The sequence below is a fragment of the Actinoallomurus purpureus genome (genome assembly GCF_024055795.1).
Taxonomy (GTDB): domain Bacteria; phylum Actinomycetota; class Actinomycetes; order Streptosporangiales; family Streptosporangiaceae; genus Actinoallomurus; species Actinoallomurus purpureus.
In genome coordinates, this window is sequence record NZ_JAMXMY010000002.1 from 63,369 (window position 1) to 82,747 (window position 19,379).

Annotated in this window: 19 protein-coding genes; 11 read left to right on the forward strand and 8 right to left on the reverse strand. The window is 69.0% G+C overall.

The genetic code is table 11. The features are described 5' to 3' along the window. The first annotated feature begins 2 nt into the window (after positions 1 to 2). Positions 3 to 425, forward strand: coding sequence for an aspartate 1-decarboxylase (gene panD / locus NE236_RS04865; RefSeq protein WP_252840587.1), 423 nt, complete (start codon positions 3 to 5; stop codon positions 423 to 425). 155 nt (positions 426 to 580) lie between these two features. On the opposite strand, the gene NE236_RS04870 is transcribed toward panD, so the two are convergent. Continuing rightward, positions 581 to 1,168: an HD domain-containing protein gene (locus NE236_RS04870; protein ID WP_252840588.1), complete on the reverse strand. Its 588-nt coding sequence runs from the start codon at positions 1,166 to 1,168 to the stop codon at positions 581 to 583. Positions 1,169 to 1,238: 70 nt separating this feature from the next. On the opposite strand from NE236_RS04870, the gene NE236_RS04875 reads away from it, so the two are divergent. From NE236_RS04875 to NE236_RS04885, 3 genes are all read left to right on the forward strand, one after another. Then, positions 1,239 to 2,189 carry a GlxA family transcriptional regulator gene (locus tag NE236_RS04875; RefSeq protein WP_252840589.1) on the forward strand — a complete coding sequence of 317 codons (951 nt, stop codon included), beginning with the start codon at positions 1,239 to 1,241 and terminating at the stop codon, positions 2,187 to 2,189. A 103-nt stretch (positions 2,190 to 2,292) separates the two neighbouring features. Further along, complete coding sequence (locus tag NE236_RS04880; RefSeq protein ID WP_252840590.1) at positions 2,293 to 2,742, forward strand: winged helix-turn-helix transcriptional regulator; 450 nt, start codon at positions 2,293 to 2,295, stop codon at positions 2,740 to 2,742. Positions 2,743 to 2,854: 112 nt separating this feature from the next. Further along, positions 2,855 to 3,502: an NAD(P)-dependent oxidoreductase gene (locus NE236_RS04885; protein ID WP_252840591.1), complete on the forward strand. Its 648-nt coding sequence runs from the start codon at positions 2,855 to 2,857 to the stop codon at positions 3,500 to 3,502. A 45-nt stretch (positions 3,503 to 3,547) separates the two neighbouring features. On the opposite strand, the gene NE236_RS04890 is transcribed toward NE236_RS04885, so the two are convergent. Further along, positions 3,548 to 4,519, reverse strand: coding sequence for an LLM class flavin-dependent oxidoreductase (locus NE236_RS04890; RefSeq protein ID WP_252840592.1), 972 nt, complete (start codon positions 4,517 to 4,519; stop codon positions 3,548 to 3,550). Between the two features lie 86 nt (positions 4,520 to 4,605). Here NE236_RS04890 and NE236_RS04895 point away from each other — a divergent pair, with 86 nt between their 5' ends. Further along, positions 4,606 to 5,388 carry an MmyB family transcriptional regulator gene (locus NE236_RS04895; RefSeq protein ID WP_252840593.1) on the forward strand — a complete coding sequence of 261 codons (783 nt, stop codon included), beginning with the start codon at positions 4,606 to 4,608 and terminating at the stop codon, positions 5,386 to 5,388. On the opposite strand, the gene NE236_RS04900 is transcribed toward NE236_RS04895, so the two are convergent. After that, on the reverse strand, positions 5,370 to 5,789 hold the full coding sequence (locus NE236_RS04900; protein ID WP_252840594.1) for a hypothetical protein: 420 nt from the start codon (positions 5,787 to 5,789) through the stop codon (positions 5,370 to 5,372). The genes NE236_RS04895 and NE236_RS04900 overlap by 19 nt on opposite strands. Positions 5,790 to 5,967: 178 nt before the next feature. Here NE236_RS04900 and NE236_RS44955 point away from each other — a divergent pair, with 178 nt between their 5' ends. The 4 genes from NE236_RS44955 (at position 5,968) to lysX (ending at position 10,868) form a co-directional block, all read left to right on the forward strand. After that, complete coding sequence (locus tag NE236_RS44955; protein WP_252840595.1) at positions 5,968 to 7,593, forward strand: L-aspartate oxidase; 1,626 nt, start codon at positions 5,968 to 5,970, stop codon at positions 7,591 to 7,593. Beyond that, positions 7,590 to 8,474, forward strand: coding sequence for a carboxylating nicotinate-nucleotide diphosphorylase (nadC, locus tag NE236_RS44960; protein WP_252840596.1), 885 nt, complete (start codon positions 7,590 to 7,592; stop codon positions 8,472 to 8,474). The genes NE236_RS44955 and nadC overlap by 4 nt, the downstream gene beginning before the upstream one ends. Next, complete coding sequence (locus NE236_RS04915) at positions 8,474 to 9,265, forward strand: type III pantothenate kinase (protein WP_252840597.1); 792 nt, start codon at positions 8,474 to 8,476, stop codon at positions 9,263 to 9,265. Before nadC ends, NE236_RS04915 begins: the two co-directional genes overlap by 1 nt. Positions 9,266 to 9,380: 115 nt before the next feature. Then, entirely contained in the window at positions 9,381 to 10,868 is a 1,488-nt protein-coding gene (lysX, locus tag NE236_RS04920; protein WP_308209046.1) for a bifunctional lysylphosphatidylglycerol synthetase/lysine--tRNA ligase LysX, read from the forward strand. Between the two features lie 268 nt (positions 10,869 to 11,136). On the opposite strand, the gene NE236_RS04925 is transcribed toward lysX, so the two are convergent. The 3 genes from NE236_RS04925 to NE236_RS04935 all read right to left on the reverse strand — a co-directional run bounded on the left by NE236_RS04925 (position 11,137) and on the right by NE236_RS04935 (position 15,142). Further along, positions 11,137 to 11,736 (reverse strand): DUF1266 domain-containing protein, encoded by a 600-nt coding sequence (locus tag NE236_RS04925; RefSeq protein ID WP_252840598.1) that lies wholly within the window; start codon positions 11,734 to 11,736, stop codon positions 11,137 to 11,139. 44 nt (positions 11,737 to 11,780) lie between these two features. Next, positions 11,781 to 12,644: a helix-turn-helix domain-containing protein gene (locus NE236_RS04930; RefSeq protein WP_252840599.1), complete on the reverse strand. Its 864-nt coding sequence runs from the start codon at positions 12,642 to 12,644 to the stop codon at positions 11,781 to 11,783. A gap of 521 nt (positions 12,645 to 13,165) precedes the next feature. Next, positions 13,166 to 15,142, reverse strand: coding sequence for a tetratricopeptide repeat protein (locus NE236_RS04935; protein WP_252840600.1), 1,977 nt, complete (start codon positions 15,140 to 15,142; stop codon positions 13,166 to 13,168). Between the two features lie 257 nt (positions 15,143 to 15,399). Here NE236_RS04935 and NE236_RS04940 point away from each other — a divergent pair, with 257 nt between their 5' ends. Together NE236_RS04940 and NE236_RS04945 are read left to right on the forward strand one after the other, a co-directional pair. After that, positions 15,400 to 16,620 (forward strand): tetratricopeptide repeat protein, encoded by a 1,221-nt coding sequence (locus tag NE236_RS04940; protein WP_252840601.1) that lies wholly within the window; start codon positions 15,400 to 15,402, stop codon positions 16,618 to 16,620. A 44-nt stretch (positions 16,621 to 16,664) separates the two neighbouring features. Next, positions 16,665 to 17,894, forward strand: coding sequence for an MFS transporter (locus tag NE236_RS04945; protein ID WP_308209047.1), 1,230 nt, complete (start codon positions 16,665 to 16,667; stop codon positions 17,892 to 17,894). A gap of 217 nt (positions 17,895 to 18,111) precedes the next feature. Here the strand turns inward: NE236_RS04945 and NE236_RS04950 are convergent, their stop codons facing one another. Both NE236_RS04950 and NE236_RS04955 read right to left on the reverse strand, forming a co-directional pair. Continuing rightward, entirely contained in the window at positions 18,112 to 18,303 is a 192-nt protein-coding gene (locus NE236_RS04950) for a DUF5999 family protein (protein ID WP_252840603.1), read from the reverse strand. Positions 18,304 to 18,454: 151 nt separating this feature from the next. Then, on the reverse strand, positions 18,455 to 19,222 hold the full coding sequence (locus NE236_RS04955) for an IclR family transcriptional regulator (RefSeq protein ID WP_252840604.1): 768 nt from the start codon (positions 19,220 to 19,222) through the stop codon (positions 18,455 to 18,457). Positions 19,223 to 19,379: the final 157 nt, after the last annotated feature.

Genomic DNA, 19,379 nt, shown 5'->3' on the forward strand with positions numbered 1-19,379 from the left:
CTATGTTCCGCACAATGTTTAAGTCGAAGATCCATCGCGCCACGGTGACCCAGGCGGACCTGCACTACGTCGGCTCGGTGACGATCGACGAGGACCTGATGGAGGCCGCTGACCTGCTGCCCGGCGAGCAGGTGCAGATCGTCGACATCGACAATGGCGCCCGCCTGGAGACGTACGTCATCGCCGGCCCGCGCGGCAGCGGCGTGATCGGCATCAACGGGGCCGCCGCCCACCTCGTCCACCCCGGCGACCTTGTGATCATCATCAGCTACGGCACGATGACCGACGAGGAGGCCCGGTCGTTCCGGCCGCGCGTCGTCCACGTCGACCGCGACAACCGGATCATCGACCTGGGCACCGACCCGGCCGAACCGGTGCCGGGCACGATGACAGTCCGCGGCGACACGGCGACCACGTGCGCCTAAGGCGCCGGGTGGCCGCCCCGGACCATTGGCCGGCCGGCCGGCATTACGTCGCAAGCCCTCAGACTCAGACGTCGTAGGTCAGACTGATCGTCTCCGAGACCGGGTACGACTGACCTCGCCGCCGACTCGGGTGCCTGGAATTGCTTCGCGCGGGGTCATGCCTCGGCCCGACTTTGGCGCAGCAGCTCAGCAGCGATCGAGTAGGGGGGTGCCGCCGCCTCGGACCGGGCGGCGTGCTCGACGATCGCGTCCACTATGGAGCGGTCTCCGGCGGGCCGGGGGTACGCGGCGTAGACCTGCGGCAGTTGGGCGGCCAAGCTGTCGGTGTTGCGGCCGGCGTCGATGAAGACGCCTTTGTGGGTCAGATAGGTCAGAAGGCCGCGCCGGTCGGCGATCCCCAGAGAGGAGTGCAGGGCGATCGCTTCCCAGACCCTGTCGACGTCCGTGGCGGCGATGCCGTGATCGGTCAGCAGCGAGGCCGCGAGGTCTGCGCCTTCCACCTCAAACCGGGCCTTGCCCGGCGCGAGGTTGCCTAGTCCCAGGTCATGCAGCACGCAGGCGGCGAAGAGCAGGCCCTCATCGTAGGCGGCGTCGTCTAGGCAGCCTTCGTGCTCGGCCAGTAGCCGGGCGAACAGGAAGCTGCGGATGCTGTGGTCGGCAATCGGCGAGCTCTCTGACGTCTGCGCCAAGGAGAGGCTGGCATCGGCCAGCGGCCCGGTGGGCAAGGCGAGTGCGCGGTTCATACTTCGACCGTACGAGCGGGCCGCGGCAACCAACAGTGGCCCGAAGGCCAACCGACGCTATGATCGGGCCATGACGACGGCGGTGGATCGGCATCGCGTGGTGGTCCTTGTTCTGCCCGGCGTGTCGGCGCTGGAATTTGGGATCGCGATGCAGATCTTCGGGGCAGACCCCCATTACGAGATGACGGTGTGCACGGACGGCCAGGGCGGACAGGTGCCAAGCGCTGGCTTCACGATCACCGCTTCGGCCGGTCTCGACGCCATGGGCGTTGCCGACACTGTGATCGTCCCCCGTTACGAGAACGTCGACGTTCCTCCGTCGTCCGATGTATTGGCGGCGCTGCGCGCGGCGCACGCCCGAGGCACCCGCCTCGTCTCCATCTGCACGGGAGCCTTCGCCCTCGCAGCGGCCGGGCTACTCGATGGCCGCCCCGCGACCACGCACTGGCAATACGCCGATCAACTGCGCCGGCGATACCCGCGTATCGACGTCCTGCCGAACCAGCTCTACGTCGACGATGGCGACATCCTCACCTCTGCCGGCATTACTGCGGGCGTAGACCTCTGCCTGCACCTGGTCCGCCTCGACCAAGGCTCTGCGGCGGCCAACACCCGCGCGCGGTTTCTCGTCGCCCCCCCGCGGCGCACAGGAGGCCAGGCACAGTTTGTCGATCCGATCCGCGCTGACGCGACCGGAGATCGACTCGCCCCTCTAAGGGACTGGATGCTGGAAAACCTTGCGGACGATCTGAGCATCGATGTTCTTGCGACACGCGCCCACATCTCCCGACGGACCCTCATACGCCGATTCCGGGAAGAGGTCGGCACTTCGCCGATGGCGTGGCTGACTCACGCACGCATCGACCGTGCGCGTGAACTATTGGAAACGACGACCATGTCGGTCGAACGTATCGGCCGCCTCACCGGGCTCGGCGCGCCCGCCTCCGTTCGGGCGGCCTTCCATCGACAAGTCGGCACTTCCCCACGGGAATACCGGGCCCTTTTCCGTCATTCCGGATAGAACCGTCGCGCTGGTTAGGGGCTCATTCGCCGGGTGCGCTCGCTCGACCTGGCTCCCTGGCCCCGCACTTCGCTTTGCATCCGGGTACTATCAATTTGATAGTATGATCAAGGTGGAGGTTTGCGTCGTGACCGAACAACACATCGCGACACCGGAACGCAACGTCTACGCGGCGGACTGCCCGACCCGGCAGGTGCTGGACCAGGTGGCGCACAAGTGGACGGTTCTGATCATCGGCATCTTGTGTGAAGGGCCACATCGCTACGGTCAAATCGCGCGGGCAGTGGAGGGAGTGAGCCCTAGGGTGCTGTCCCGCACGCTGCGCGACTTGGAGCGCGACGGGCTGGTGCGTCGGGAGCTCCTCAACGCCAGCCCGCCCGCTGTCGAGTACACGCTTACCCCCCTGGGGCAGGGGCTGGAGGAGATCATCTCGCCGATACGGGACTGGGCCGAGCGGCACCTTGACGAGATCCACGGCGCGCGAGAACGCTTCGACGACGAGGCCGGGCAGCAGGATCGCACGCCGTGGCAACGGCAGAAGCCCATGCCCTGATGAACGCTGCGGGCTCAAGGCAGGGGTACGGACTCACAAGTCTGTACTGGGCGCCGCTCGCTCGACCGCTTAACGTCGGAAGCGGCAATCCCAACCTCGAAGGACTCCCCAAATGAGTACCGTCACCATCTTCGGCGCCACTGGCTACGCGGGCGGCGCCATTACCACTGAGCTGCTGGACCGGGGCCACGCTGTTGTGGCGGTCGCACGCTCGACCTCCACGCTGACCGAGCGAGCGAATCTGACCGTGGTCTCCGGCTCGTTGCACGACCCGGCCGTGCTGGCGCAGGCCACGAAGGGCGCCGACGTGATCCTGGTCGCGCTGCCGGCGGGAGCGATCGACGGCGTCCAGTTGATTGACGCGTTGCCCTCCCTGCTCACCACTGCCGCTGAAGGAGGCGCGCGGCTCGGCATCATGGGCGGGGCGGGCAGCCTGCAGACAAGCCCGGACGGGCCGCTGCTTGTGGACTCACCTGATTTCCCGGCGTCCGCCCTGGACGAAGCGCTAAGGCACAAGGCGATCCTGGAGGCGCTGCGTAGCTCCGGGACGGAGGTGGACTGGTTTTACGTGAGCCCGGCGGCAGGGTTCGGCTCCTGGAACCCGGGCAACCGGACCGGTCGCTATCGCACTGGCGGCGACGTGTTGCTCAGTGATTCCAGCGGCAACTCGAACATCTCGGCGGCCGACCTGGCCATTGCGTTCGCCGAGGAGGTTGAGCACCCGGCGCACCACCGAGAGCGCTTCCACGTTGCTTACTGAACCTCAACCATCTAGGTGCTGCCGGCCGCAGTGGGCGCTGACCGGTCAGGAGCCGCCCGGCGCGTCGGCGTGACGCGACGCCCGTAGGGCGGGGATCAGGGCGGCGACCCGGTCGAGTTGGTCGCGCTGGGCGCGCAGGTCGAGCGCGCCCAGGCGGATGACGAGGTGGCGTGCTCCTGCGGCGACGTAGCGGCCGAGGCCGTCGAGCACCTCGTCGTCGGAGCCGGTGACGACGGCCTGGATCCGCTCCAGATCCTCCAGTGGCATGCCGTACGTGGCCCGCGCGTAGTCCTCCAGGGCGCGGCGGCCGCTCTCCACGCTCTCGTCGACCCGTACGGACACGAACAGGGCCGGGGTGATGTCATCGGCCGTACGGCCGGCGTCGGCCGCCGCCTTCCGTACGTCGAGCAGGCCGGTCTCGTAGTCAGTGGGGTCGGGCGGGTAGGGCAGCCAGCCGTCGTACAGCCTCCCGGTGCGCGCGAGCGCCGCCGGGGTGGCGCCGCCGAGCCAGATCGGCGGGCCGCCGGGGCGGAACGGCCGGGTCGCGGGCGGGAGGTCGTCGAACCGGAGGATCTCGCCGTGGAACGAGGTCGCCCCCTTCCACAGGTCGCGCCAGAGCGTGACCGTCTCGTCCAGCCGGGCGAAGCGGCGCTCCCACGGCACCTCCGACAGTGTGTAGAAGGGCCGGCCGAAACGGCCGGGGAAGCCCGCGCCGACCGTCACGGTGAGCCGGCCGCCGGACAGCAGGTCGATCGACGCGATCGCCTGTGCGGCCTGGACCGGGCGGCGCAGGAACGGCAGCAGCGCTCCGGTCCCCAGCGTCACGCGTTCGGTCGCCGGGACCAGCGCGGCGAGCATCGTGAGCGCCTCGATGCGCGGACTGATCAGGCCGTCGTTGGCGAAGAGCGAGGTGAAGCCCGAGCGTTCGGCACGGCGGCCGAAGGCGACGAGGTCCCGGGGGTCGCCGTCCGGGCCCCACTGGGCGCTTCCGGTCGGGATCAGTACACCGATGTCCATGCCGACGATGCTCACGCCCGGTGTCGGCGCCCACAATTCCCTGCTGGGAATGGCCGCGACTCCGCGTCCTGCCGTACAACAGGCCCGTGGACTTCCCCCGTAAGCTCCGCGAACGCCGCACCCGCCGGCATCTCAGCCAGCTCGACCTGGCCATGCGAGCGGGCACTACGCAGCGGTACCTCAGCTTCATCGAGTCCGGCCGGTCCGTCCCCGGCCGGACCATGGTGCTGCGTCTCGCCGAGTCGCTCGAACTGCCACTGCGCGAGCGCAACGAGCTGCTGCTGGCCGCCGGGTTCGCGCCCGCCTACCCGGAGAGCTCACTCGACGAGCCGGTGCTGGCCCCGGTGCGCACCGCGATCGACCACATCCTCCGCGGTCATCTGCCGTACCCGGCGCTGGTGATCGACCGGAACGGCGGCCTGATCGCCGCGAACGACGCGATGAGCCTGATCGCGGAGGGCGCGGCCCCCGAACTGTTCGGCCCGGGAAGGAACGTCTACCGCTTGGCGCTGCATCCCGACGGCATGGCGCCCCGCATCCGCAACCTCGCCGAGTGGGCGCGCCACATCCTGACCCGGCTGAGCGATCGGGAGGAGCTGCACGCCGAGCTGGCGGGCTACGTCCCCGATCTGGAGCCGTCCGCCGGGCAGCTGGGGTTCGCCGTCCCGCTCCATCTGGCGTCCTCACGCGGTGAGCTGCATCTGATGACGACGGTGACGACGTTCGCCACGGCCGTCGACGTGACGCTCGCCGAGCTGAAGCTGGAGGCGTTCCTGCCGGTGGACGCGGCGACGGCGGAGGCCCTCCAGGAGGCCGCCGGCCTTCGCCCGTCCGTGTCCGGTGCGATGGATCACTCGGGGAACTGGTAGTCGGTCGTGATCCGGCCGTCGTCGTCGAGGACGAGGACGTCCAGGCCGCCGCCGGCCACCGTGCCGTCGGCGGCGGACACCGCGTCCCAGCCGAACTTGACGACCTCGTGGAGGCGGATCGCGCCGCCGCGCGCGCGGAAGGTATACCGCCCGGTGGCGACGTACTCTTCGTAGCTCCGCCTCACCCGGGTCTCGATGGCGTCGTGCCCCTGGGCCTCGAGGGTCGTGTGGTCGAAGCCGAGTCCGGCGGCGACCTCACGGATCTCCACGGGTGGGTGGAGGATGTGCGTCGCGTCCTCCGCCCAGAGGGTCTCGATGGCCTTGCGCCGCTGCCCGGCGTCCGGCTCCGTCCACTGGGCCATGTAGCGGTCGGCCAGGTCCTGCGGGTCTATCTCGATCATGGAGGCTCCTCGGCGAGTGGATGAGGGGTCGCCCAAGATCCTGCGGGCGGCGGCGACGGCCGACAATTCCCCGTGGGGAATGACCGGCCAGGGCCCGAGTACGCGCCCCGGCGGAACGAGGTGGGAGAACGGGCGGTTATAGTCAATCTGACGAGAACTCGCCTCCCGAGGAGGGTCCATGATCCCTCGACGCCTCACCGCCCCCGATCCGGGCTGGACCATCGACACCGACATCGTGGTGATCGGCTCCGGCATCGCCGGACTCGTGACGGCGCTGCGGGCCCGAACCGCCGGGCGGGTGCTGCTCGTCACCAAGGCACTGATGGACGACGGGTCCACACGGTGGGCGCAGGGCGGCATCGCGGCGGCCCTGCACCCCGACGACTCCCCGGAGGAGCACCTCCAGGACACCCTCACCGCCGGCGTCGGCGTCTGCGCCCCCGAGGCCGTGCGCGTGCTCGTGACCGAGGGCCCGGACGCGGTACGCCGTCTGATGGATCTCGGCGCCGAGTTCGACCGGAACGACGACGGGCGCATCGCGCTGACCCGCGAGGGCGGTCACCTCAAACGCCGCATCGCGCACGCGGGCGGCGACGCCACCGGCGCGGAGATCAGCCGGGCGCTGCTCGCGGCGATCAAGGGCGCCGGCATCGAGGTGGTCGAGCACGCCCTGGTGCTCGACCTGCTACTGGACCAGGGCCGCGCCGCCGGTGTGACCCTCCACGTCATGGGCGAGGGCCAGCGCGACGGCGTCGGCGCCGTACGGGCCCGCGCGGTGATCCTCGCCACCGGCGGACTGGGGCAGGTCTTCGAGGCCACCACCAACCCGGAGGTGTCGACCGGTGACGGCGTGGCGCTGGCGCTGCGCGCCGGGGCGGCCGTCGCGGACCTGGAGTTCGTGCAGTTCCACCCCACCGTCATGTGGCTGGGGCCGGACGCGAAGGGCCGGCAGCCGCTGATCTCCGAGGCCGTACGCGGCGAGGGTGCGTTCCTCATCGACGAGCGGGGCGACCGGTTCATGGCCGGGCGGCATCCGCTGGCCGATCTCGCCCCCCGTGACGTCGTCGCCAAGGCGATCATGGCGATGATGCGGGAGACCGGCGCCCCGTGCGCGTACCTCGACGGCCGGAACCTCGGACCACGGATCTGGGCGAACCGCTTCCCGACGATCCTGGCGGCCTGCGAGGAGCACGGCATCGACCCCGTGCACGAGCCGATCCCGGTCATCCCCGCCGCGCACTACGCGAGCGGCGGCGTCCGTACGGACCTGTGGGGCCGCACCTCCGTTCCGGGCCTGTACGCCTGCGGCGAGGTCGCGTGCACCGGCGTGCACGGCGCGAACCGGCTCGCCTCGAACTCCCTCCTCGAAGGCCTCGTCTTCGGCCGGCGCATCGCCGAGGCGCTGCCCGCCGACCTCGCCGGGGAGACGCCTTCGCGGACCGCCGGAGCGCTCCCGGCGCCGGTGCTGCTCGATCCGAGCGTCCACGCCGAGGCGCAGCGCATCATGACCTCGGAAGCGGGCGTGCTACGGAACGGTCCAGGACTGGAGCGGGCCGCTGGGGAGCTCGCCGCCCTCGCCGACCGTACGACCGGCGAGCCGTGCACCGAGGCGTGGGAGGCGACCAACCTGCACACCGTCGCGTCCCTGATCGTCGCGGCGTCGCGGCGCCGCGAGGAGACCCGGGGCAGTCACTGGCGCGAGGACTTCCCCGACGCCGACGACACCTGGCGCGGCCACCTGGTCTCGACCCTCGCCGACGACGGAACCCTCACCACGAACTACGAGCCCCGGGAGTTGTCATGAACGCCGAGCTGGAGACGAGGCTGCGCGCCGCCGGACTGGATCCCCAGGCTGTGGACGGCCTCGTCCGTACGGCGCTGGCCGAGGACGGCGGAAAGGACGTCACCAGCGAGCCGATCTTCGGGTACACCGCCACCGGCCGCGCCGACATGGTCGCCCGGCGGTCCGGCGTCGTCGCCGGGCTCCCCGTCGCCGAACTCGTCTTCGCGGCGGTCACGGAAGGTGACGGTTTCGGGGACCTCAAGGTCGTCACCCGGGTCGAGGACGGCTCCCGGGTCGCGCCCGGGGACGTCCTGCTCACCGTCGAAGGCCCGCTCGTACCGCTCCTGCGCGCCGAGCGCACCGCGCTGAACTTCCTCACCCACCTGTCCGGCATCGCCACCCTCACCCGCCGGTGGGCGGACGAGATCGCCAGCACCAGGGCCCGGGTCCGCGACACCCGTAAGACGCTGCCGGGGCTGCGGGCGATGCAGAAGTACGCCGTCCGTTGCGGCGGCGGCGTGAACCACCGCATGTCGCTCTCGGACGCGGCGCTGATCAAGGACAACCATGTGGCCGCCGCCGGCTCGGTGACCGCCGCGTTCACCGCCGTGAGCACGCCGGGTCTGCACGTCCAGATCGAGTGCGACACCCTCGACCAGGTGCGGGAGGCGCTGGCCGCGGGGGCGCGGTCGATCCTGCTGGACAACATGAGCGTCGCCGAGATGACCGAGGCCGTACGCCTGACCGAGGGCCGGGCCGAGCTGGAGGCCAGCGGCGGGCTCACTTTGGACGGGGCCCGCGCTGTGGCCGAGACCGGAGTCGACTACCTTGCCGTGGGAGCGCTGACCCATTCCGCGCCCGCGCTCGACATCGGCCTTGACCTCACCACAGCGGGGACCTGATGCTGCTCACGATCGACGTCGGTAACACCCACACGGTGCTGGGCCTCTTCGAAGGCGAGGAGGTGATCGAGCACTGGCGGATCAACACCGACGCCCGGCGCACCGCCGACGAGATCGCCGTCGTTCTGCAGGGCCTCGTGCAGCAGAGCCCGCTGCTGGCCGAGACCGACATCAGCGGCATCGCCCTGTGCTCCACGGTCCCTTCCGTCCTGCACGAGATGCGGGAGATGTGCCGCCGCTACTACGGCGACGTCACCGCCGTCATCGTCGAACCCGGCGTCAAGACCGGCGTGCCGATCCGGATGGACAACCCCAAAGAGGTCGGCTCCGACCGCATCATCAACGCGCTCGCGGCCGGCCACCTGCACGGCGGCCCCGCGATCGTCGTCGACTTCGGCACCGCGACGACGTTCGACGCCGTCTCGGCCAAGGGCGAGTACGTCGGCGGCGCCATCGCACCCGGCATCGAGATCTCCGTGGACGCGCTGTCCGCACGCGGCGCCCAGCTGCACAAGGTCGAGCTCGTACGCCCCCGCAACGTCATCGGCAAGAGCACCGTCGAGGCGCTGCAGGCCGGCATCATCTTCGGGTTCGCGGGCCAGGTCGACGGCGTCGTACGCCGGATGGCGGAGGAACTGTCCGACGACCCCGAGGAGGTCACGGTCGTGGCGACCGGCGGCCTCGCTCCGCTCGTCCTGGATGAGGCCCGCAGCATCGACGTGTACGAGCCGTGGCTCACGCTCATCGGTCTGCGCCTGGTCTACGAGCGCAACGTCGGCGTCTCCGGCTGAGGCGCCGACGACCCGCTCGGCGCGCACCTCACCCGCATGCCTCGGCGGCCGAACCCGACTCACGAGGGGGCTCGGCGGCCGAGGGGGGTCCGCCGGACCGGTAGCCTTCTTAGCCGTGAGCGAGTCGTACGACGATCTTCCGGAGCAGATGCGGGTCCGCCGCGAGAAGGTGGAGCGGTTGCGCGCGAACGGCGTGGACCCCTACCCACTCGGATTTCCGCGCACCGCGACGATCGCGGAGGTCCGCGCGAAGTATCCCGACCTGGAGCCGGGCGCGTCGACCGGGGAGAAGGCCGGCGTCACCGGCCGGGTCATCCTGGCCCGGAACACCGGCAAGCTCTGCTTCGCCACGATCCGCGACGGCAGCGGCGACATCCAGGTGATGCTCTCGCTGGCCAACGTCGGCCCGGAGGCCCTGGAGTCCTGGAAGCGCGACATCGACCTCGGCGACCACGTCGGCGTCGAGGGCGAGGTCATCACCTCCAGACGCGGCGAGCTGTCGATCATGGCGGACCGGTTCGCGCTGACCTCCAAGTCGCTGCGCCCGCTCCCGGAGAAGCACGCCGGCCTGACCGACCCCGAGCAGCGCGTACGCCTCCGCTACGTCGACCTGATCGTCAACGACGAGGCGCGGCGGATGGCCCGGCTGCGCAGCGACACCGTCCGGGCGATTCGCGAGTACCTCACCGGCCGCGAGTTCCTCGAGGTCGAGACGCCGATGCTCCAGCCGATCCACGGCGGGGCGACGGCGCGCCCGTTCGTCACGCACATCAACGCGTACGACATGGACCTCTACCTGCGGATCGCGATCGAGCTGTACCTCAAGCGGCTCGTCGTCGGCGGCATCGAGAAGGTCTTCGAGATCAACCGCAACTTCCGTAACGAGGGCGCGGACTCCACGCACAACCCCGAGTTCACGATGCTCGAGGCGTACGAGGCGTACGGCGACTACGACACGATCGCCACCCTCACCCGCGAGCTGTATCAGGCCGCGGTGGTCGCCGCGCTCGGCACGACGGTCGTCGTTCACAAGGACCAGGAGATCGACCTAGCCGGAGACCAGTGGCCCCAGGTCACCCTGTACGGCTCGGTGTCCGACGCGGTCGGCGAGGAGATCACCACCGAGACGCCCATCGAGGACGTCCGGAAGATCCTCGAGCGGCGCGGCCTGGAGTACGACCCCAAGTGGGGGCAGGGCAAGCTCGTCCAGGAGCTCTTCGAGGCGCTGGTCGAGCACACCCTGGTCCAGCCGACGTTCGTGCGCGACTACCCGCTGGAGACCTCGCCGCTCGCCCGCACGCACCGCGACAACCCGCTCCTCACCGAGAAGTGGGACCTCATCGGCTTCGGCACCGAGCTGGGCACCGGCTACTCCGAGCTGATCGACCCGATCGAGCAGCGCCGCCGGCTGACCGAGCAGTCGCTGCTGGCCGCGGGCGGCGACCCGGAGGCCATGCAGCTCGACGAGGACTTCCTGCGCGCCCTGGAGTACGCCATGCCCCCCACGGGCGGCGTCGGCATCGGCATCGACCGCATGATCATGGCCTTCACCGGCAAGAATATCCGCGAGACGATCCTGTTCCCGCTGGTCAAGCCGGAGTGACCACCGCGAGCCCCGGCGGTCCGTCCGCTCCGCCCGGGGCTCGTCTCATCCGCGAAGACGCATCCATCTCTTTTCATTTCCGCGGCCTGTCGTCGCTCTTCGGCGTGTTCGGTGGGAACCACGGGACCGGCGGTGAGCCGGCCGCGATGTACTCCTGGGCCTTAACCCGACCCCGCCACGGCGGCCTGAACAACCTGCCCGCCGACAGCGCAGGTTACGTCAGCCGCCGCCGGGGCGGCGGTGGCGGTCGTATCAGTCGGCAAGGCGGTCAGGTACGGTGCCGGTCGGGCTCGCCGATCGCCTGCCAGGGGACCGTGTTCCACGGGCTGTCCGGTGATTCGAGGAGAGTCTTGAGGTGTTTGTCCGACACCTCCTGTGGTGCGGGGAAGTTTTCGTCGGGGGTGCCGCGCAGCATTCCCATCCAGACGATGCGGCCGAGGAGGTAGTCGTCCGCGTACTCCTTCCAGGACCCGTAGGCGGCCGCGGTCGGCTGGACGACGGCCCCCAGCAGTCGCCAGGCTTCGGCCTCATCCAGATAGCCGGCGGCGAACCCGTTCCGGACGACGTCCACGTAGAGGGCCACGTCCCAGGCCAGCGGCGAGACGCCGAACCGCTCGGCGATCTGCGCCCGATAGCCCCTCTCCGCCAGGCCGCTCAAGGACTCGACCACGTCGTCCTGAGAGGAGATCTCCCAGTTCTCGGTCAGCCACCGCCGGGAGCGCTTGTCGTCGATGCGCTTGAACGGATACAGCGTCGTCCGTGACGCGTCGGCCCCCCGGTTGACCGGTGCGCACAGCGACACGATCCAGAGCTGATGCATCGTCAGCGGAACTGGATACTTCTCCTCGACCTTGGGCCCTCGCAACATAACGGTGCACCCTACGACAAATGAAACGGCGTCAGGGGCGGGCATCAGGCGCAGCCGGGGCTTCCTCGCATGCGATCCAGGACTCGCCGGGCATAGCCGTCGGTGGCCTGGATCTCGGCCAGCGGAACGAGCGATAGCCGGACCCGTGTCAGCATCGAAACCTTGCGGGAGATGGAGATCGGATGCAGGCAGTTCGTGGGCAGTTCCTCGATCTCGGTCCATAGGGCGGGCTTCAGCTCATCCACCAGCCGCAGCCGGAACTCCCCGTGGGTACATCGGTAGCACAGCGGAGTCTTGCCGTGCTCGCCGCCGGCACCCGCTCGACCACGGCCGAAAGCCGTTCCGTCGGCCCTTGCCGCCTCTTTCTGCTCTTCCTCGGCCGCCCGAGGATCGAGTGACCCGGGGCCGCCCCACTGGAGCCAATACATGTTCCAGCGGGAGGCACGCATCTCGTTGAAGAGGTCCGTCAGCCGGTCGAGCGAGTCACCGTCGCGCGACACCACCATCTCGAAGGCGGTGACCGGCACCGGGGCCGCCTGGAGCGCCGCCGCCATCAGCCCGTCGGCGATGTACGGGGTCTCGGCGAACCAGGAGACGAACGACGTGAACTCGATCTTCCAGTCGGCGATCCGCTCTTTTAACGGCAGCTCGGCCGCCTCGGCGATGGCGGCATCGATCGCCTCCCACATCGGCTGGGTCTCCAGATGCAGATCCAGCTCCATCGCCGCGAGAATCCGATCGGCGAGAGGAAGGGTCAACGTTCGGGTGCCGCGTTCGATGGCGCTGATGCTCGACACACTCACCCCGGATCGCTCGGCGAGCGCCTGCAGCGTGAGTCGCCGGGACATTCGAGCATTCCTGATCAGTGCGCCAAGTCGCTGATTGCTGTCATCGGACATGAGCGCCATCGTGCGCCTGGCAGGGCCGCCGCATCCATCCACTGTTCACAGTCTGTGGAAAACTCGTCACGCCACAGCGATGCACGTGCAGCGCCCCCCGGAGGAAGCCCTCCCGTTCCAGGGCTTCCCGCCAGACGGGAAAACTCTCGCCTGAGTAGAACGCGCTGGAGCAGATGGCCCCCGCCGACGGAGACTCCCCTGCGAGCCCCGCCGCAGAGCACGATCGGCTGCCTGTCCGAGCCTCCGTTGACTTTGGGGAAATCGCCGTTCTGGTGCGGCTGGGAAGGGCGACTATCCCAAAGTCAACGAGGACGCGGGCACCGGGCGTACGCCTGCGCCAGGACCCACGAGGAGCGCGAGCCACAGCGCCGAGATCACCAGGTCGGACGGGACGGATGGCGACGTCGTTCATCTGATCAACCTCGCGCGCCTTCGGGACGCCTTGATCACCATCGACATGCGTGGTCGCCACCCGCTCCAGCGGCCCTCGGCCCAACACCGCCGCGACAGCCTGGGGATGCCCCACCGGTTCAATCGGCGGATTCAAGCTCAACCCGCAGCTGAAGGATGTCCGGATCGTCCGGAGCCAGCGTTAGCGCGTGGGCGATATCGGTGCGCGCCTCGGCGAGTTGCCCGGCGGATCGGTGCGCGACGGCACGGTTGTACAGCAGCGCGGCGTCTTCGCCGGCCGCCAGGGCGCGCGTGAGGTCCCGTACCGCAGCTGTCGGGTCGCCGTGCGCTTCGGCCAACGCCGCCCGGCCGGCGAGCGCCGCGGCGAGTCCGGGTTCCGCGGCGAGCGCCGTGTCGAAGTCGCAACGAGCCTGTTCGACATCGCCGGCGGCGGCCGCCAGCTGACCGCGTACACAGATCAGGTGCGGGTTGCCGGGATCCACGGAGAGCCCGGTCCGTATGTCATCCGCCGCGCCGTCATCGTCTCCGATCATGGTTCGCAGTCCGGCCCGGTTCACATACGCGTCGACGTATCCGGGTTCGAGTTCGAGAACCCGGCCTAGATCACGCAATGCTGCACAGGCGTCACCGTGTGCCTGATGGAGGACGGCGCGGTTGAAGTACATCTCGGGGAAGGGCGGGCCGAGCCGGATCGCGATGTCGTACGCGGCCAGCGCCGCCTCGTCCTGTCCCGCCGAGCGCAGCAGATTGGCGCGGTCGAAGTGATATTCGGCGTAGTCCGGGTCGACGGTGAGCAGCGCGTCGTACGCACGCAGGGCCTCCACGGTGTCGCCGAGCACGGCCAGCAGACGCGCCCGGTTGGACAGCAGGGTGCACCGATCGAGTAGATGCCGGTCCGATGGCAGCTCACGATCCATTCGCGCGATGCCCTCGTCGACGAGCCGCAGCGCCCCCGCACGGTTCCCCAGCCGGAGTTCGATCAGGGCTTTTCCGTTCTGGTAAAAGATCTCGTAGAAGGCTCGATCCTGCGGGTCGGGGAGCAGCGACGCGACGGCGATCGCTGCGTTGATCGATGCCATCGCCCGCATGTGGTCGTGCCGTTTCGGGTCGTGGTGGCGGGTGTAGAGCATCGCGATCTCATAGCCGGCGACGCGGTGCACGGCCGGATCAGCGGAGGCCGCGTACGCCTCGTCGTAGAGCGCCTCGCTCTGCTCGCCCTGGCCGAGCAGCGCCAGGGACAGCGCCATCTGCCGGGTGAACCGCCACCAGCTGCCGCCCCCGGGTTCGGTTCGTGCCCGCCCACGCCGGCCGAGGTCGACGCACGCCTCGTGGAAGGCCAGGGCGAAACAGTGATCCTGCGCGGCGGCGAGCGCGGTGACGGCGGCGTCGGGGTCGGTGCCGCGTTCGCGGTGGTACGGGATGGCGCCGAGACGCCATGACCAGTCTCCGGTGACGAGTTCGTCCGCGCGAGCGTCGTGCAGCCGCGCTCGCTCGCTCGCTTCGAGTTGTTCGTAGGCCCGGAGCGCCTGTGGGTCGTCGCATGTGCCGTCGGACGCCACAAGGCGTGCAGCAAGATCACCTGAATCTTCGGCTCCGAGCGGTGCGGCGTCGGTGTTCCCCTCGATGATCTCGGCCTGCGGCCAGCCCTCGATCGATGTCCTGGTGCACAGGAGCAGGGACAGCAGCGACGGATCGAATCGCCGCAGCAGTATCGCGATCAACTCGCGGTCCGTCGCGTCGGCCTGATCGACGTTCTCCAGGACCAGAGCGGCGGATCCCGTATTCAGCCGCCTGAGGTACTCATTAAGAAAGTCGGCTATTCCGTGGGCGATTCGCGCCGTCCGGAGGCGAGAGTGGACGCGGGTGCGTTCCGCGTCCGGGATCTGATGGAACAGCGTCTCCCGCCCGATCGGAATCGTGGCGCGAAATTCCGGCGCGACAGTGCGGATCTCCAGGTCGTGCCGCTCAACCAGGTCCGGTGCGATGGCGAGGGCCGTGGGAACGACCGCCCTGATGATCGCGCCGCCTGCGGTGTAGGGGCCACGGAGGGCGGCATGCGCGTCGATTACCGGCGTTAAAAGTTTCGGTAGGCCCAAGGAATCGACGAGGCTTTCTCGATCCCATCTCGGGGGAACGGTCATGACGCGATGACGAGGCGACACCTCAAGCTCCATCTACGGTATCGGTGTCTGGCGACTGCCGGGCCTTTCGGCCACGGCTCGGCAGTCGCCGATGCTTTCAGGAAATCACGGAGCGCCGTGCGCCGTGGCCGCCTTGCCGGCCAGTTGTTTTATCTCTGGCTTGTGCACGGCTATTTTCTTCATGCGTAGCACCCCTCCCTTCGCATGAAACCATGGATTGGGTCCTGGATCACTCAACCCTGTGGTTTGCGGCCTGTCAAGTGGTTGACGCAGGCTCGGTGATGCCGGATAGCATGCAGCGCATGCCAGCGGACGAAGTGCGTGAGCTGCTCGCCCAAGCTGTTTCGCGGCGGCATGTCGGTGACTATCGAGGTGCGGAGAAGGTCATCGTCCGGGCGCTGGCCGCCTCCCGTGAATTAGTGCATAAGAGGTACGAGGCCGACGCGCTGACCGAGCTCGGTGTCGTGCAGTCGATGACCGGAGCCGTATCGAAAGCGCTACTCAATCTGGATCAATCTCTCGCCATATATCGACGTCTCGAATGTGGTTCCGGAGAGGCCCGAGTCCTCTGCATGATCGGTCAGGCGAAGCACCTCGCCGGTGATTATGCATCTGCATTCCCGTACTTCGCTCAATCTCTTGATTTCTGTCTCGCGAATAAGGACCGGTCCGGTGAGGCCACCGCCAGGATCTATCTCGGGATCGCTCACTACCGGACCGGCGAATATGCCGCCGCGTCGGCGAGCTATGAACGAGCTCTCGACCTGTGCCGCGATCTCGGCAACAGGCTGAGCGAAGCCAACGCGCTGCATTTCGACGGAGTCGTCCGGCTGGTGACCGGAGACCTCGCCAAGGCCGAACAGCGGCTCGCGGGCTCCCTGGACATCTATCGTGAGCTGGGGAACGGACTCGGGCAGGCCAACGCTCTGGTGAACCTCGGCGTTGTGCGCTATCTATCGGATGATCTCCCGGGGGCGACCGCTCACATCCTCAATTCTCTTCGGCGGTCGCGGGCCATTCCGTACCCCGTCGGCGAGGCCGACTGCCTCCGTGAGCTGGGCGTCGTCCAGTTCCTGTCGGGCGATGACCCGGCCGCGAGGGAGAGCCTCGCCCAGGCGGTCGACATCTTCCAGGCCGTCGGTGACCGTGTCGGGCATGCCGAGGCACTCAACCGCCTCGGGACGGTACTGTGCTCCGCGAGCCGCCCCGGCGACGCCCGCGGCCGATTCTCCGCGGCACTCGAGCTGAGCCGCGCGACGGGTTGCCGGTTGGAAGAAGGACGCGCCATTGAGGGGATCGGCCACTGCCTGGCCCTGGCCGGAGATACGGAAGCGGCTGTCGATCACCTGAACCGGGCACTCGCCGTGTACGACTGTATTGGGGTCCCCGATGCCCGCCGCGTCATGGCGGATCTCCCACGGCTTGCTCGGTGACCCGTGCGGCCAGGGCACGGAAGGTTGAAGCCGGGCGAGCGGGAGTGACGCGGGCCGCCTCTTTGTGGCGTCACCGGGACTTCATGCTGCTGTGGGGCGGCCAGACGATCAATATGACGGGCACGCAGGTCAGCCAGCTGGCGGTCCCCCTGGTCGCGCTGTCCGTGCTGCACGCGTCCGCGTTTCAGGTGAGCCTGCTGTCGGCCATGGGGTTCGTGCCGTACGTGCTGGCCGGGCTGCCTGCGGGCGCGCTGGTCGACCGTTTCCGGCGCCGGCCGTTGATGGTGTGGTGCAGCCTGTCCCAAGGACTGGTCCTCGGATCCGTGCCGGTCGCCATCGTGTGCGGTGACCTCACTCTGTGGCAGTTGAGCGTGGTCGCGTTCATCGTCGCCTCGCTCGCTGCCCTCTTCGATCCCGCGTACCAGAGTTATCTGCCGTCGCTGCTGCCAGCGAGGCAACTCGTCGACGGCAACGGGAAGCTGGGCGCCTCTTACGCGTTCGCGACGGTGGTCGGGCAGAGCACGGCCGGCTGGCTGGTCGCCGCGCTGGGAGCCGCCGGGACGATCGGGGTCGACGCGGTCTCCTCATTGATGAGCGCGGCGTCCCTGAAACTGATCGCCGCACGGGAACCGTCTCCGGAACGGCACGGCACCCGGATGCGGGCGGAGATCGGCGAAGGTCTCCGCTACGTGTTCCACGACCGGCTGATGCGACCCGTCGTCCTGGCGAACACGATGGTCTCGGCGGGGATCGGCGCCTCGTGGTCGCTGTGGGTGCTGTACGTCGTCCGCGACCTGCACTGGCCGATGGTCGTCGCCGGCCTGTGTCAGGGGGTCGCCGCCGTCGGCGGCGTGCTGGGCGGACTGTGCACCGAACCGCTCGCCAGGCGGCTCGGTCTCCCTTTGCTGATGCTGGTCACCACGCCGATGTACGTACTGGACCTGGTGCCGACCGTGCTCGTTGGGCCGGGTCTGACCGGTCAGGTCGTGGTCACCGTCGGATACACCGTCGCCCTGGCCGGAGAATTCGCCTACGTCAACGCCAACCTCAGCTACCGTCAGCTCATCTGCCCGCCGGACCTGCTCGGCCGGATGAACGCCACGACACGATGGCTGTCATGGGGCATCCGGCCGCTGTTCACCCTGATCTTCGGCCTGATCGCCACCTGGATCGGGGTACGGGCGGCGCTCAGCCTCGCGGCCGGCCTCTTCGCGTTCCCGTTCGCCATCCTCGTCGCCTCACCGCTGCGCGGGCGCACGCGAGAACGTCGGTGAAACGCTCCCAGCGGGCGGTCTGCGGCATCCGCCCCGGTTCACGTCCGCAGTTGCCGGTCGAGCGCAGAGAACGCCGGGGTCGACACGAGCGGCATGTCGACCCCGGCGTTCATCCGGGGGACGGGGGGCCGGTGGGGTTCCTGACGCGGGGGTGGCCGGTCCGGGCTTGCCGACGCCCTTAGACGGCCGTTTCACCTGATCCGCAGGCGATATGGTCTTAGGCGGCGGCTCGGTCGAGGAGGTGGACGGGGACGCTGCGGCCGTCGGGCAGCAGCTCACCGGTGTCCTCGAAGACGATGACGCCGTTGCAGAGGAGCCCCCACCCTTGTTCGGGGTGGTAGGAGACGAGGCGTGCTGCGTCATGGTCGGGAGCGTCCGCTGTCGGGCACGTCGGGCGGTGCTGGCACATTGCGGCGTCTCCCCCTTACTTTCAGTAGGCATGTATTCGTTCTCATTGACCAGCATGCCGCGCGATCCGCGCCAGCGAAGTGGGAAAAATACCCGGTTGACTACCTGAACCGCGTACGTAGGTATACGTACGCGGGCCGTCGGAAGAGCGGTCAGGGGTGGATGAGGTGGTACGCGGAGTACTCGATGCGCTCGCGGGCCTGGAGCAGGAGCGCGGAGATCTCGCGTTCGCGGGCGTCGTCGAGCCGGATCGCGGGGATCGACACGCTGATCGCGTCGCGGGCCGGGCGCCGGAGCCGCAGGGCCACGCCGAAGCAGCACACGCCCGGGGTGTTCTCCTCGCGGTCGACGGCATGGCCGCGGTCGCGGACGCGGCGCAACTCGGCGCGGAGCTCGTCAGGTTCGGTGATCGTGTGCTCGGTCTGGCGTTCGAGGTCGTCGCGGAGCACCGGATCGGGGCGGTCGGCCAGCAGCGCCTTGCCGAGGGAGGTGCTGTGGGCGGCCACGCGCCGGCCGACGCGGATGACGGGCCGGAGGTTGTGCCGTGACGGCCGGGAGGACAGGTAGACCACGTCGTAGTCGTCGAGGCGCCCGAAGTGGACGGTCTCGCCCGTGGCCTCCGCGAGCCAGTCGAGCGTCTCGTGGGCCATGCCGACCACGGGGTCGCCGTCGATGTAGGAGGCGCCCACGAGCAGGGCGCGCATGCCGATGCGGTAGAGCGTGCCGGTCGGGTCGGTCTCCACCCAGCCGAGCTGCACGAGCGTGCGCAGCAGGGCGTACAGGCTGCTCTTGGGGTAGCCGAGCTCCTGCTGGATCTCGGTCAGGCTGTACATGCCGCCCTGGCGGGCGAAGAAGTCGAGCAGCGCGACGGTCCGCGTCGCGGACTTGACGCCCGGCGCGGTCCCTTCGGATGCATCCATCACAGCTCCTCCAGAGCACCCGGCCTGCGCTCTCGCGCGGCCCGGCGACCACGCCGGAGCCAGGGCACAGCTTAGTCCCGTTCAAGTCTTGTTCATATATGCGAACACTGGTTATGGTTGTGGACACTTTTAGCGATCGAGCATCCGGAGGATTCCC